Genomic DNA, 12970 nt, shown 5'->3' on the forward strand with positions numbered 1-12970 from the left:
CTGCGCTTGAATCCTTTGGTGTGAGAGCCTGGATTCTACCGGTGGCTGGCCCTCTGCCTATCGTTTCAAGCGTTGCACTTATTCTATGAATTCAGGATGCATCAGTCCACATTGTGAACATGGGCGGCTATGCGGTCATCTTGCGGTCATATTTTTCTGTGTGACCATTTATGCTTTCGGCGGGCCTACCTATTTCTATAGCCAATGACGTCGCACTTTGCGCTTTTTTGTCTGACAAAACGTGTTTATTTCAGACCTAAAGCCTTTCGGCGACGCAAAAAAACCGCCCCTAGGGGCGGTTTATATCGACTGCGGTACTACATCACTGCCCGTTGGCCGCTTTGAACTCGCGGCGGCGGCGGTGCAGAACTGGCTCGGTGTAGCCGTTGGGCTGCTTGGCACCTTCAACCACCAACTCCAGCGCCGCCTGGAAGGCGATGTTGCTGTCGAAGTTCGGTGCCAGCGGACGGTACAGCGGGTCCGCTGCGTTCTGACGGTCAACCACTGGAGCCATGCGCTTGAGGCTGGCCACGATCTGCTCTTCAGTGGCAATGCCGTGACGTAGCCAGTTGGCCAGCAGTTGGCTGGAGATACGCAGGGTGGCGCGGTCTTCCATCAGGCCGACATCATTGATATCCGGTACTTTGGAGCAACCCACGCCTTGGTCGATCCAGCGCACCACGTAGCCGAGGATGCCCTGCGAGTTGTTGTCCAGTTCGTTCTGAACTTCTTCCGGCGTCCAGTTGGTGTTTTGGGCCATCGGAATGCTCAGGATGTCGTCCAGCGACGCGCGCTCACGCTTGGCCAATTCGGCCTGACGAGCGAACACGTCAACCTTGTGGTAGTGCAGCGCATGCAGGGCGGCGGCAGTCGGTGACGGTACCCAGGCGGTGTTGGCACCGGCCAGTGGGTGCATGATTTTCTGCTCGACCATCGCGGCCATCAGGTCAGGCATGGCCCACATGCCTTTACCGATCTGCGCACGACCTTGCAGGCCGGTTGCCAGGCCGATGTCGACGTTCCAGTTTTCGTAGGCGCTGATCCACTTCTCGGCTTTCATGGCTGCCTTGCGCACAACAGCGCCAGCTTCCATGGAGGTGTGGATTTCGTCACCGGTACGGTCGAGGAAGCCGGTGTTGATAAACACCACGCGCTCGCTGGCGGCTTTGATGCACGCCTTGAGGTTGACGGTGGTGCGGCGCTCTTCGTCCATGATGCCGACTTTCAGCGTGTTGCGCGGCAAGCCCAGTGCGTCTTCAACGCGGCCGAAGATCTCGGTGGTGAAGGCGACTTCTTCCGGGCCGTGCATCTTCGGTTTAACGATATAAACCGAGCCAGTGCGGGTGTTCTTGCGCTGGGTGTTGCCATTCAGGTTGTGGATGGCGATCAGACTGGTGAACAGCGCGTCCTGTATACCTTCGGGGATTTCGTTGCCAGCAGCATCGAGAATCGCCGGGTTGGTCATCAGGTGGCCAACATTGCGCACGAACAGCAGGCTGCGACCATGCAAGGTCAGCTCGCTGCCGTCGGCCTTGGTATAGACGCGGTCCGGGTTCATGGTGCGGGTGAAGGTGGTGCCGCCCTTGACCACTTCTTCAGCCAGGTCGCCCTTCATCAGGCCGAGCCAGTTTTTGTAGACCACGACTTTATCGTCGGCATCCACGGCGGCAACGGAGTCTTCGCAGTCCATGATGGTGGTCAGCGCGGCTTCCATCAGCACGTCTTTCACGCCAGCGGCGTCGGTTTGGCCGACTGGGGTGTTGGTGTCGATCTGAATCTCGAAATGCAGGCCGTTGTGCTTGAGCAGCACGGCAGTCGGTGCCGCAGCATCGCCTTGGAAGGCAATGAACTGAGCGGTGTTCTTCAGGCCAGTGCGACTGGCGTTTTTCAGCGCCACGCTGAGCTGGCCATCAACCACGGTGTAGGCGGTGGCATCAACGTGGGACGCGCCTTCAAGCGGTGCGGCGTCATCCAAGAAGGCGCGCGCGAAGGCGATAACTTTGTCGCCACGGACTTTGTTGTAGCCCTTACCTTTTTCTGCGCCACCTTCTTCGCTGATCACGTCGGTGCCGTACAGGGCATCGTACAGCGAGCCCCAGCGGGCGTTAGAAGCGTTCAACGCAAAGCGCGCGTTCATCACCGGTACGACCAGCTGCGGGCCGGCCAGACGGGCGATTTCTTCGTCGACATTTTCTGTGGTGGCGTGGAAGTCGGCGGGCTCTGGCAGCAGGTAGCCGATTTCTTCCAAGAATGCTTTATAGGCGACCGCGTCGTGGGGCTGGCCTTTGCGGGCTTGGTGCCAACCGTCGATTTGTGCCTGAATCTGGTCGCGTTTAGCGAGCAGCGCATGGTTTTTCGGGGCCAGGTCATTGATGACCGCTTCGGCACCCGCCCAGAACGTCTCGGCAGCAATGCCGGTACCGGGGATGGCTTCGTTATTCACGAAGTCGAACAGCACTTTGGCAACCTGCAGGCTGCCTACTTGAACGCGTTCAGTCATCACTTGCCTCACTCTGCTCAGCTCTACTTTTAGCCGCATCGGACCCGGGAATTTAAGTCTTGTAGTCCGAGGCGCGGCATACTACATCAAGATCCGGGGAAAATCAGTGGGTGTGCGTCGCTCCGCGACCAAGAAGCGCTCTGCAGTCATTGTTAGCGCACGCGGTTACACCACATAGACTGACAATAGGCGTGCTAGCTGTTGCCCATATTGGGGTGCCTACCCCACTTTCTAGAGGTGAGTTTATGCGTGTTGAGCCTGCAACGGCTGCGGATTTGCAGCCCTTGAGCGAGCTGTTTGCGGACTATCTGCGCTTTTATGAAGTGGGCAAGCCGCAGGCACAGGTGCATGAGTTTCTCGGCACACGTTTGCAGCGCGGCGATTCGACCATTCTGCTGGCCCGCGATGACAAAGGTTCGGCGCTGGGCTTTGTCCAGCTGTATGCGTTTTTCTCATCGCTGGCGTTGCAGCCGGCTTGGCTGCTTAGCGATCTTTACGTCAGTGAGGCGGCACGTCGGCAGGGTGTGGGCGAGGCGTTAATGAATGCCGCCCGCGCCCATGCCGAGGCAACCGGCGCTTGCGGTTTGCAGTTGGAGACGGCAAAGAGCAATCTGCCCGGACAGGCGCTTTATGAGCGATTGGGTTATGTGCGCGATGAGGTGTTTTACACCTATTGGCTGGCGCTCAAGTAAACAGTGAATAAGGAGTGGTTCATGGATCATCTGGTATTGACCGTTATTGCTCAGGATCAACCCGGTCTGGTCGAGCGCATCGCCCAGTGCATCAGCGAGCATGGCGGCAACTGGCTGGAAAGCCGCATGTCGCGTATGGCCGGGCAGTTCGCCGGGATTCTGCGGGTGGATGTGGCGTTGGAGTCGCATGCTGGGCTGGCTGATGCGCTGGAGGCGTTGCAGAGTCATGGCATTCGGATACAGATCGCCGCTGGCGGCGCTGAGCCTTCCGTCGTCTGGACGGCCATTCGTCTGGAGTTGGTGGGCAATGACCGGCCGGGTATCGTGCGTGATATCACCCGACTGCTCAGCAGTCACGGTGTCAACGTTGAGAGCCTGAATACCGAGGTGGTGCCCGCGCCCATGAGTGGTGAATTGCTGTTCCAGGCGCAAGCCCTGCTGGGTGTGCCGCAGAGCCTTACGTTGGAGCACCTGCAGGCGCAATTGGAAACCCTGGCGGATGATCTGATGGTGGAGCTGAAACTACAGGTCGAACCCTAAATGACGTTATCCACGCGTCCTGTGGATAAAGCTGTGCGTAGCATGAGGAGCCCCGGAGCACGCCATAGTGTCCCGGGGCTTTTGGTTAATTGCTTATAAATTAACCACTTGGCTGTTGGTTGTGCACAAAGGCCGGGGATGCTTCTGTGGATAAGCCGGGGGCAACTGGCTGCAGCCCTGTCAGGGAGGGTGCTGCAGTGAGCTGGTTGTTTATTGATCAGTTTGCCGCTTGCGCAGACTTAACCAAGCGTCGACGCTGTAAATCGCCAGGCCGGCCCAGATGCAGATAAAGGCCAGCAGTGTGCTCGGGTCGAAATGCTCGCCAAACAGGAATATCGCCTGCAGCAGCACCAAGGTAGGTGCCAGGTATTGCAGAAAGCCTAAGGTGGTGTAGGGCAGATGGCGGGCAGCGGCGTTGAAACACACCAGTGGCACCAGCGTGATCGGCCCGGCAGCGATTAGCCACAGCGCTTCTGGCGTACTCCAGAACTCCGTTTGAGTGCTCATTGCTGCGGGGTGCAGCAGCAGCCAGCCCAGGGCTAAGGGCAGCAGCAGCCAGGTTTCCACCACCAAACCGGGGAGGGCGGCCACGGGGGCTTGCTTGCGGATAATCCCGTAGAAGCCAAACGTCAGCGCGAGCACCAGTGATACCCAGGGTAAGCTGCCGACCTGCCACAGTTGCTGCAATACACCCACGGCGGCCAGGGCGACGGCCAGCCACTGCAAGCGGCGTAACCGTTCGCCGAGAATCAGCATGCCCAGCAGCACGTTGATCAGCGGGTTGATGTAGTAACCCAGGCTGGCTTCAAGCATGCGCTCGTTGTTAACCGCCCACACATACACCAGCCAGTTACTGGCGATCAGCGTGCCACTCAAAGCCAGTACGGCGAAACGTTTGGGATGGTTCAGTAGCTCGCGCAGCCAGCCAGGGTGCTTCCACACCAGCAACAACAGCGCACCGAACAGCGCCGACCAGAGCGCACGATGGACGATGATTTCCAGTGCGGGCACGCTCTGGATGGCTTTGAAGTAGAGCGGGAACAGGCCCCAGATGATGTAGGCAGTCAGGCCGAGAATATACCCACGACGCGGGTTGGCGGTGGCCATGCAGGGTCCTTGCTTAGATGGCTAACGGAAGGCCTGCGATTCTAGTCGGCGCGGCACGGGCTTGTCCGGCTGGACAGGATTTTCTTCAGGGGTAAACCCATTTGTCTGTCACAAAGACGTTACGGGGTTAGGGCCAACTGTAGTGGTTGGCCCTGAAGCCCGGATAAGCCTTGGCGCAATCCGGGAGTGCTATCCCGGATTACATCCGGACTACGCAAGCAGTGTCAAAACAGCTTGAGTGGTTCTTCATCCAGCGCCGACAGTTGCTCACGCAGGATCAGAATCTGCTCGCCCCAGTAACGCTCGCTGCCAAACCAGGGGAAACTCATGGGGAAGGCCGGATCGTCCCAGCGCCGCGCCAGCCAGGCGCTGTAGTGCATCAGGCGCAAGGTGCGCAGGCCCTCAATCAGCGGCAGTTCGCGCGGGTTGAAGTCGTGAAACTCCTGATAGCCGTCCATCAGCTCCGACAGTTGGCCGAGGCGTTCGTGGCGTTCACCGGCGAGCATCATCCACAAGTCCTGCACTGCCGGGCCCATCCTGCAGTCGTCGAGGTCGACCATGTGGAAGGTGTCGTCGCGGCACAGCAGGTTGCCGGGATGGCAATCGCCGTGCAGGCGAATCGCCTTTACCGGGTTGGCGGCAAACAAGGTGTCCAGGCGCTTGAGCAGGTCGCGCGCCACCGACTCGTAGGCGGGCAGCAGGCTGCGCGGAATAAAGTTGCCATCCAGCAACGTGGCCAGTGAAGCGTGGCCGAAGTTGCTCACTTGCAACGCTTCGCGATGAGCAAAGGGCTTGAGCGAGCCGACGGCATGCAGGCGGCCGAGCAGTTGGCCGAGGCGATAGAGTTGATCAAGGTTGCCCGGCTCCGGTGCGCGACCACCCCGCCGCGGAAACAGGGCAAAGCGAAAACCGGCATAACTGAACAGCGTTTCGCCATCGCGCGATAGCGGCGCGACCACCGGCACCTCGCATTCGGCCAGTTCGAAGCTGAAGCTGTGTTCCTCGCGAATCGCTTCATCGGTCCAACGATCCGGGCGGTAGAACTTGGCGATCAGCGGTGTTTCGTCCTCGATGCCCACCTGATACACGCGGTTTTCATAACTGTTCAGCGCCAGTACACGGGCATCGCTGAGGTAGCCGAGGCTCTCCACGGCATCCAGCACCAGGTCAGGCGTGAGTGCGGCAAATGGATGGGACATGGGCGACTCCGGCAGGTTGGCCGCAGAGTGTAGCGCTTCTGCAAGGGCGGGCGGTGTTTGAGCGCTGTGTAGGATGGCGTTGAGCGCAGCGATACCCATCACCACGAGTCCGCTCAAGCCCGGTGCCGTCAGGGGTCGTACGTAGCCAGATAAGCCTTGGCGCAGTCTGGACGTGCTGACCCGGATTGCGCTGCGCTTATCTAGGCTTCGGGCGCAGCTTAATCCCCCGGCTTTGGCGTGCGTGCCAGGCAGTACACATCGACTCTGCTCGCCCCAGCCTTGATTAATAGCCGCGCCAGGCGTTCGGCCGTTGCGCCGGTGGTCAGCACATCGTCGACTAAGGCCAGGTGCAGGCCGTTGACCTTGCACTCGGGTGTCAGGGCAAAGGCATTACGCAGGTTGCGTTTACGTGTGACGGCGTCCAGTTGCTGCTGCGCTGGTGTGTCGATAATGCGCCGCAACCAGAGCGGCTCCATAGGCAGTGAAAGGTTCTTGCCAAGCCATGTGCAGAGCATCTCGGCTTGGTTGAAGCCGCGCTCACGTTGGCGTTTATTGGCCAAGGGCACGGGTAGCAGGATGTCGGGTCGCGGCAGCCCTTCATCGAAGGCATGTTGCAGGTGGTGTGACAAAAGCTCGCCGAGCAGGCGTCCCATTGGCCACTTGGCCTGATGCTTGAACCGGTTAATCAGGCTGTTGATGGGGAAGGCGTAGCGCCAGGGCACTTCAACCTTGGTAAAGCTCGGCGGTTTTTTCAGGCAGGCACCGCATACCAAACCCTGACTTGGCAGTGGCAGTGCGCATACCTGGCAATGCCCGCCCAGCCAAGGCAGTTCGGCTTCGCAGTGGCCGCAGATGGGCTGTTGCGTGTCGGTCTGTTCATCGCAAAGTAAGCAGTTTTGTTTGATTTTTAACCAGTTGTAAACCGGCTTTAACAGGTTGGGTTGACAGCGCATAAGCCTTCCATAACTATGCCGAACATCCGTGTAGCGCCCTTTGAATCTAGCAGGGTGCCGCCAACAATAAGGAATTACCGATGAGCGCAACCACCGCCGCCCACCTGCGTCACGACTGGACCCTCACCGAAGTCAAAGCACTCTTCGAGCAACCGTTTAACGATCTGCTGTTTGCGGCGCAGACGGTGCACCGCGCGCACTTCGATGCCAATCGCGTGCAGGTGTCCACGCTGCTGTCGATCAAAACCGGGGCTTGCCCGGAAGACTGCAAGTACTGCCCGCAGTCCGGCCACTACAACACTGGCCTGGATAAGCAAAAACTCATGGAAGTGCAAAAGGTGCTGGAGGCCGCAGCCGAGGCTAAGGCCATCGGCTCCACCCGCTTCTGCATGGGCGCGGCGTGGAAGCACCCGTCGGCCAAAGACATGCCCTACGTGCTGAAAATGGTTGAAGGCGTGAAAGCCCTAGGCCTGGAAACCTGCATGACCTTGGGCAAGCTGGACAAAGAACAAACCGAGGCGCTGGCTGCTGCCGGCCTCGACTACTACAACCACAATCTGGACACCTCGCCGGAGTTCTACGGCAACATCATCACCACCCGCACCTACGCCGAGCGCCTGGAAACCCTGGCCTATGTGCGTGATTCGGGGATGAAGATCTGCTCCGGTGGCATTCTCGGCATGGGCGAGTCGCTGGACGACCGCGCCGGGTTGTTGATTCAACTGGCCAACCTGCCGGAGCACCCGGAGTCGGTGCCGATCAACATGCTGGTGAAAGTCAAAGGCACGCCATTGGCTGATGAGCAGGACGTCGATCCGTTCGACTTTATTCGTATGCTCGCCGTGGCGCGGATCATGATGCCGCAGTCGCATGTGCGCTTGTCCGCCGGCCGTGAGCAAATGAACGAGCAAATGCAGGCCTTGGCCTTCTTCGCCGGTGCCAATTCGATTTTCTACGGTGAAAAACTGCTGACAACCGCCAACCCACAGGCCAGCAAAGACATGCAACTGTTCGCCCGTCTCGGTATCAAGCCCGAAGAGCGTGAAGAACACGCTGACGAGGTGCATCAGGCCGCCATCGAGCAGGCCTTGGTCGAGCAGCGCGATTCCAAGCTGTTTTATAACGCTGCGGTCTAATCCATTCGAACCGGTAGGAGCCAGCTTGCTGCGGTCCGACGTCTCGGCGATCCCGTTTGCCGCTGATCGCGAGCAAGGACTGGGCGTCCCCCTCGCTCCTACAAAAGCCACCAGGGCTACCATGAGCTTCGATCTCGCTTCACGCCTCGCCGAGCGACGCGCCGCCAACCTCTATCGCCAACGGCCCTTGCTGGAGTCCCCGCAAGGGCCGTTGGTCAGGGTCGATGGCCAGCAACTGCTGGCGTTCTGTTCCAACGATTATCTGGGCTTGGCCAATCATCCCAAAGTGATCGAAGCCTGGCGCGCCGGAGCTGAGAAGTGGGGTGTGGGCGGCGGCGCTTCGCATCTGGTGATCGGTCACAGCACGCCGCATCACCAGCTTGAAGAAGCGCTGGCCGAGTTCGCCGGGCGGCCGCGGGCGTTGCTGTTTTCTACTGGCTATATGGCCAACCTAGGGGCGATGACGGCGCTGGTCGGGCAGGGCGATAGCGTGCTTGAAGACCGCCTCAACCATGCCTCGTTACTGGATGCTGGCCTGCTCAGTGGTGCGCGTTTCTCACGCTATTTGCATAACGACACCGTCAGCTTGGCCAACCGCTTGCGCAAGGTCACCGGCAATACCTTGGTGGTCACCGACGGGGTATTCAGCATGGACGGTGATCTGGCTGACCTGCCCTCACTGTGCGCCGAAGCGCGCCGCGCCAATGCCTGGGTGATGGTGGATGATGCGCACGGCTTCGGCCCGCTGGGCGCAACCGGAGGTGGCATTGCCGAGCACTTCGGGCTGGGTATGGATGATGTGCAGGTGCTGGTTGGCACCTTGGGTAAAGCCTTTGGCACCGCCGGTGCTTTTGTTGCCGGCAGTGATGATTTGATCGAAGCACTGGTGCAGTTCGCCCGTCCTTATATCTACACCACCAGCCAGCCGCCCGCTTTGGCCTGCGCCAGCTTGCAAAGCCTGGCGTTGCTGCGCAGCGAGCACTGGCGGCGCGAACACCTGAATGCCTTGATCAAACGTTTTCGCGACGGCGCGCAGGCCATCGGCCTTGAACTGATGGACAGTGCCACGCCGATTCAGCCGATTGTCATTGGTGACAGCGGTCGCGCTTTGCAGCTTTCGCAGAGGCTGCGCGAGCGTGGCCTGTTGGTGACGGCGATTCGTCCTCCGACTGTCCCCGCCGGCAGTGCGCGTTTACGCGTGACGCTGTCTGCCGCGCACAGCGTGGAGCAGGTGGATCAGTTGCTCAACGCTTTGGCCGAGTGTTGGCCCGCGCTCACCGGCGGGGTGCCCGCACATGACTGAGTCATTGATTCTGTTGCCCGGCTGGGGGCTGGGCTCTGCACCTTTAGCGCCCTTGCATGCAGCCCTGCGTGAGGAGATGCCTGACGTGGCGGTGACGATTGCTCCGCTGCCGTCATTGGTAAGTGCCGATCCGCGCGATTGGCTGGATGAACTGGATGCCAAGCTGCCGCAAGACGTCTGGCTCGGTGGCTGGTCGTTGGGTGGCATGCTCGCGGCTGAATTGGCGGCGCGACGCGGCGCGCGCTGTCGGGGTCTGATCACTTTGGCCAGCAACCTGTGCTTTGTGGCACGGGCAACGTGGCCGACAGCCATGCCGGTCGAGACCTTTGCCGCGTTTCGTCAGGGCTGTGCGGAGAATGTCGGCGCGACGTTGAAACGTTTCAGCCTGCTGTGCGCGCAAGGTGCTGTGCAGCCGCGTGAGCTATCACGGCAGTTGCTGGCGGCCGCACCGCAAGCACCGTCAGCCGAACTGCTCGCCGGGCTGGATGTGCTGGCGGCACTGGACACGCGCGGGGCATTACAGGGGTTTACCGGCCCGCAACTGCACGTGTTTGCCGGGCAAGATGCGCTGGTGCCTGCGGCCGCGTCGCAAGCCCTGCGCACTGCGCATGCGCAAAGTGATGTCCGGCTGATTGAGCATGTCAGCCACGCCTTCCCTCTGGAGCACCCGCAGGTGCTGGCCGCCGCGATTCAGGCGTTTATTCGTGAGGCGGCAAATGACTGATCAGACCCATGAAGCGCTCGGTCACCTGCCAGATAAGCGCCAGGTAGCGGCTTCTTTTTCCCGCGCTGCGCACAGCTATGACAGTGTGGCGGCGCTGCAACGTGATGTCGGGCAAACGCTGTTGAGCCAATTGCCGGCCTCGCTCAGCCCCGCGCGCTGGCTGGATCTGGGCTGCGGCACGGGGTACTTCAGCCGCGCGCTGGGCCAGCGTTTTGCGAACAGTGATGGACTGGCAATGGATATCGCTGAAGGCATGTTGCAGCACGCGCGACCTTTGCGCGGCGCTCAGCACTTTATTGCTGGCGATGCTGAGCGGCTTCCGCTGCGGGATGCATCCTGCGACCTAGTGTTCTCCAGTTTGGCCCTGCAATGGTGTGCGGACTTTGCCGGTGTATTGGCCGAGGCTGAGCGCGTGCTGCGTCCGGGTGGCGTGCTGGCGTTCAGCAGTTTGTGCGCGGGCACCCTGCAGGAGCTGCGCGACAGTTGGCAGGCCGTGGACGGATTTATCCACGTCAACCGCTTCCGCCGTTTTGCGGACTATCAACAGCTATGCAGCGGCACTGGCCTGGCTTGTAAAAGCCTGCAGGTCATCCCCGAAACCTTGTTTTATGCCGATGTGCGCAGCCTTACCCATGAGCTGAAAGCCCTTGGCGCGCATAACCTCAACCCCGGTCGACCGGGCGGCCTTACGGGGCGCGCGCGCATGCTGGCGCTGCTCAATGCCTATGAACAGTTCCGCCAGCCGCAAGGCCTGCCCGCGACCTATCAAGTGGTTTACGGCGTTCTATATAAGGAGACTCGCTGATGACTGCTGCCTTTTTTGTGACGGGTACGGACACCGAAATCGGTAAAACCACTATTGCCGCCGGTTTGCTGCACGCCGCTCGACGGGCTGGCTTGTCCACCGCCGCGGCCAAGCCGGTGGCTTCGGGATGTGTGCGCACAGCGGACGGCCTGCGCAACGACGATGCCCTGGCGCTGCTCGGTGAATGCACCTTGGCGCTGCGCTATGACGAGGTGAATCCCTTGGCGTTCGAGCCGGCTATTGCCCCGCATCTGGCGGGTCGCGAAGTGGGTGTATTGCTGGATGTTGCTTCCTTGCAGGCTGCGGTACAGGTCATTTTGGCCAAGCAGGCGGACTTCACCTTAATTGAAGGCGCAGGTGGTTGGCGTGTGCCTCTGGCCGGGCAGGCGTCGCTTTCTGACCTGGCCGTAGCCCTCGGTTTACCAGTGATTCTGGTGGTTGGCGTGCGTTTGGGCTGCATCAATCACGCGCTACTGAGTGCAGAAGCAATTACGCGTGATGGCCTGCGATTGGCCGGCTGGGTAGCCAATTTGGTCGACCCGCAGACCGCGCGTCTGGAGGACAATCTGGTCACGCTGGCCGAGCGTATGCCTGCGCCCTGCCTGGGCTACGTACCGCGCCTGGCTGAAGCCACGCCAGGCTTGGTTTCCGAGTATCTGAACCTCGATTTATTGCTTCGTGGGCTATAAGCAGAGCTCCTGCCATAGCCTTTTGCTTGTACGTTTTTCGATCAGCATCTGCTTCAATTAAAGCTGTAAGTGGTTCGCCACCTCGGGAGTCTAATCATGGAAATCTCTAGAAGCGCCTTTGCTTCAGGCACTAGCACCATCCAGTCCGGTCAGCGTCGTGTTGATCAGGCCGCGTCGGATATCGCCAGCAACGCGATCACCCAGCCGCAACAGCCTACCTCGACGCCGCCGGCCAATCAGGTCAACCCTTCTCCTCGCGCAGCCGAGCAAACGCGTGCTGATCTGGCCGAAAGCCTGGTTGCTTTGCGCCAAGGCCAAAACGAGGCCGAGGCTGGGGCTAAGGTGGTTAAGACGGCCGATGAAGTGCTGGGCACTCTGATCGATACCAAGGCCTGAGTCGCTTGTCTCGGTCACACCTCTACCGCGCGGTGAGGTGATCACGCCGAGCGAGGAGGCATACGATGCAAATTGGCGGCGCAACGTCTTATTCCGCGCCAGCAGCCACGTTACTGCCGGCCCGTTCGCCTGCGTCCAGCGTGTCCCCCGACGTCAGTCAAGATATAACCCGCGCGACCCAACCGCCTGTCACGGCTGCTCAGCCTCAGGCTGACGCGCAGTCTGCGTCGTCTCGAGAAGAGGCGGACAAACCCGTTGAAGGTGAGTCCGAAGGCGAGCAGTCAAAGCGCTCAGGTACACAGCCCAGCCCGCAAGAGCAGCGCCTTGAACAACTGGAAATCACCCAGCTCTCTTCGCGCGATCAGGAAGTTCGCGCCCACGAACAAGCCCATGCAGCAGTAGGCGGGCGATACGCAGGCGCGCCTACCTACACCTATGAGCGCGGCCCTGACGGTAAGCGTTATGCCATTGCTGGCGAAGTCAGCATTGATACCGGCTCGGTGCCCAGCGATCCACAGGCCACTATTCGCAAGATGGAGGTGGTCGTCCGTGCGGCATTGGCGCCGGCCGAGCCGTCGGCCCAAGATCGTCAAATCGCGGCCCAGGCCACGGTGCAAATGGCTGAGGCGCGTGTCCAGCTGGCCCAGATGCAGCGCGATGAAGCTCAAGCGGCTATTGAGGCCCGTGCGGCGCAGCGTGATGAGCAGGAAGAAACTGACGAGGCGTCAACGCCGGGTGAGGCAACAGCGGCAAATCCGCAGCAGAAGTTGCTGCCAGCACCTAATCTTGATTTATACGCACAACTGAGCGGTCTCGAGGAGGCTGTCCCGGTGATTGATTTGGTGACCTAAAACGGCAGGGGAGATGCTTGACATTAAATAGGCATAAACGTATGTTTCAAACGCTTGTTTGATTGGCTCGACTGC

13 protein-coding genes are annotated in these 12970 nt (G+C 60.3%); 9 read left to right on the forward strand and 4 right to left on the reverse strand.

Features of this window, described 5'->3' with window-relative positions; genetic code table 11:
* Positions 1–322: 322 nt before the first annotated feature.
* Entirely contained in the window at positions 323–2500 is a 2178-nt protein-coding gene (locus AUK77_RS16485; RefSeq protein WP_296131806.1) for a malate synthase G, read from the reverse strand.
* A 245-nt stretch (positions 2501–2745) separates the two neighbouring features.
* Here AUK77_RS16485 and AUK77_RS16490 point away from each other — a divergent pair, with 245 nt between their 5' ends.
* A complete protein-coding gene (locus AUK77_RS16490; RefSeq protein ID WP_296131808.1) occupies positions 2746–3192 on the forward strand; it encodes a GNAT family N-acetyltransferase in 447 nt (148 codons plus the stop codon).
* A 21-nt stretch (positions 3193–3213) separates the two neighbouring features.
* A complete protein-coding gene (locus AUK77_RS16495; protein ID WP_296131810.1) occupies positions 3214–3732 on the forward strand; it encodes an ACT domain-containing protein in 519 nt (172 codons plus the stop codon).
* Between the two features lie 210 nt (positions 3733–3942).
* Here the strand turns inward: AUK77_RS16495 and rarD are convergent, their stop codons facing one another.
* From rarD to AUK77_RS16510, 3 genes are all read right to left on the reverse strand, one after another.
* Positions 3943–4839: an EamA family transporter RarD gene (gene rarD, locus AUK77_RS16500; RefSeq protein WP_296131813.1), complete on the reverse strand. Its 897-nt coding sequence runs from the start codon at positions 4837–4839 to the stop codon at positions 3943–3945.
* 224 nt (positions 4840–5063) lie between these two features.
* A complete protein-coding gene (locus AUK77_RS16505; RefSeq protein ID WP_296131816.1) occupies positions 5064–6038 on the reverse strand; it encodes a serine/threonine protein kinase in 975 nt (324 codons plus the stop codon).
* A 218-nt stretch (positions 6039–6256) separates the two neighbouring features.
* A complete protein-coding gene (locus tag AUK77_RS16510; RefSeq protein ID WP_296131818.1) occupies positions 6257–6991 on the reverse strand; it encodes a ComF family protein in 735 nt (244 codons plus the stop codon).
* An 80-nt stretch (positions 6992–7071) separates the two neighbouring features.
* On the opposite strand from AUK77_RS16510, the gene bioB reads away from it, so the two are divergent.
* From bioB to AUK77_RS16545, 7 genes are all read left to right on the forward strand, one after another.
* The gene (gene bioB, locus AUK77_RS16515) at positions 7072–8127 is read left to right on the forward strand and encodes a biotin synthase BioB (RefSeq protein WP_296131821.1); all 1056 of its coding nucleotides are present in this window, start codon (positions 7072–7074) and stop codon (positions 8125–8127) included.
* 121 nt (positions 8128–8248) lie between these two features.
* A complete protein-coding gene (gene bioF, locus AUK77_RS16520; RefSeq protein ID WP_296131824.1) occupies positions 8249–9430 on the forward strand; it encodes an 8-amino-7-oxononanoate synthase in 1182 nt (393 codons plus the stop codon).
* Positions 9423–10154, forward strand: a complete 732-nt coding sequence (locus tag AUK77_RS16525; protein WP_296131826.1) for an alpha/beta fold hydrolase — start codon at positions 9423–9425, stop codon at positions 10152–10154. Before bioF ends, AUK77_RS16525 begins: the two co-directional genes overlap by 8 nt.
* On the forward strand, positions 10147–10959 hold the full coding sequence (gene bioC / locus AUK77_RS16530) for a malonyl-ACP O-methyltransferase BioC (RefSeq protein ID WP_296131830.1): 813 nt from the start codon (positions 10147–10149) through the stop codon (positions 10957–10959). Before AUK77_RS16525 ends, bioC begins: the two co-directional genes overlap by 8 nt.
* Positions 10959–11648 carry a dethiobiotin synthase gene (bioD, locus tag AUK77_RS16535; RefSeq protein ID WP_296131833.1) on the forward strand — a complete coding sequence of 230 codons (690 nt, stop codon included), beginning with the start codon at positions 10959–10961 and terminating at the stop codon, positions 11646–11648. The genes bioC and bioD overlap by 1 nt, the downstream gene beginning before the upstream one ends.
* Positions 11649–11744: 96 nt before the next feature.
* Positions 11745–12044 (forward strand): hypothetical protein, encoded by a 300-nt coding sequence (locus AUK77_RS16540; protein WP_296131837.1) that lies wholly within the window; start codon positions 11745–11747, stop codon positions 12042–12044.
* Positions 12045–12109: 65 nt separating this feature from the next.
* Positions 12110–12895: a putative metalloprotease CJM1_0395 family protein gene (locus tag AUK77_RS16545; protein WP_296131840.1), complete on the forward strand. Its 786-nt coding sequence runs from the start codon at positions 12110–12112 to the stop codon at positions 12893–12895.
* The last annotated feature ends 75 nt before the right edge of the window (positions 12896–12970 follow it).

The organism is Pseudomonas sp. Ga0074129 (genome assembly GCA_001465025.1).
Lineage (GTDB): Bacteria > Pseudomonadota > Gammaproteobacteria > Pseudomonadales > Pseudomonadaceae > Aquipseudomonas.

What these genes read in the sequence shown, in the direction of transcription:
- bioB (WP_296131821.1), top strand. Translation starts at nt 7,072, where the DNA reads ATGAGCGCAACCACCGCCGCCCACCTGCGTCACGACTGGACCCTCACC.
- AUK77_RS16540 (WP_296131837.1), top strand. Translation starts at nt 11,745, where the DNA reads ATGGAAATCTCTAGAAGCGCCTTTGCTTCAGGCACTAGCACCATCCAG.
- AUK77_RS16490 (WP_296131808.1), top strand. Translation starts at nt 2,746, where the DNA reads ATGCGTGTTGAGCCTGCAACGGCTGCGGATTTGCAGCCCTTGAGCGAG.
- AUK77_RS16495 (WP_296131810.1), top strand. Translation starts at nt 3,214, where the DNA reads ATGGATCATCTGGTATTGACCGTTATTGCTCAGGATCAACCCGGTCTG.
- bioC (WP_296131830.1), top strand. Translation starts at nt 10,147, where the DNA reads ATGACTGATCAGACCCATGAAGCGCTCGGTCACCTGCCAGATAAGCGC.
- AUK77_RS16505 (WP_296131816.1), bottom strand. Translation starts at nt 6,038, where the DNA reads ATGTCCCATCCATTTGCCGCACTCACGCCTGACCTGGTGCTGGATGCC.
- rarD (WP_296131813.1), bottom strand. Translation starts at nt 4,839, where the DNA reads ATGGCCACCGCCAACCCGCGTCGTGGGTATATTCTCGGCCTGACTGCC.
- bioF (WP_296131824.1), top strand. Translation starts at nt 8,249, where the DNA reads ATGAGCTTCGATCTCGCTTCACGCCTCGCCGAGCGACGCGCCGCCAAC.
- bioD (WP_296131833.1), top strand. Translation starts at nt 10,959, where the DNA reads ATGACTGCTGCCTTTTTTGTGACGGGTACGGACACCGAAATCGGTAAA.
- AUK77_RS16510 (WP_296131818.1), bottom strand. Translation starts at nt 6,991, where the DNA reads ATGCGCTGTCAACCCAACCTGTTAAAGCCGGTTTACAACTGGTTAAAA.
- AUK77_RS16545 (WP_296131840.1), top strand. Translation starts at nt 12,110, where the DNA reads ATGCAAATTGGCGGCGCAACGTCTTATTCCGCGCCAGCAGCCACGTTA.
- AUK77_RS16525 (WP_296131826.1), top strand. Translation starts at nt 9,423, where the DNA reads ATGACTGAGTCATTGATTCTGTTGCCCGGCTGGGGGCTGGGCTCTGCA.
- AUK77_RS16485 (WP_296131806.1), bottom strand. Translation starts at nt 2,500, where the DNA reads ATGACTGAACGCGTTCAAGTAGGCAGCCTGCAGGTTGCCAAAGTGCTG.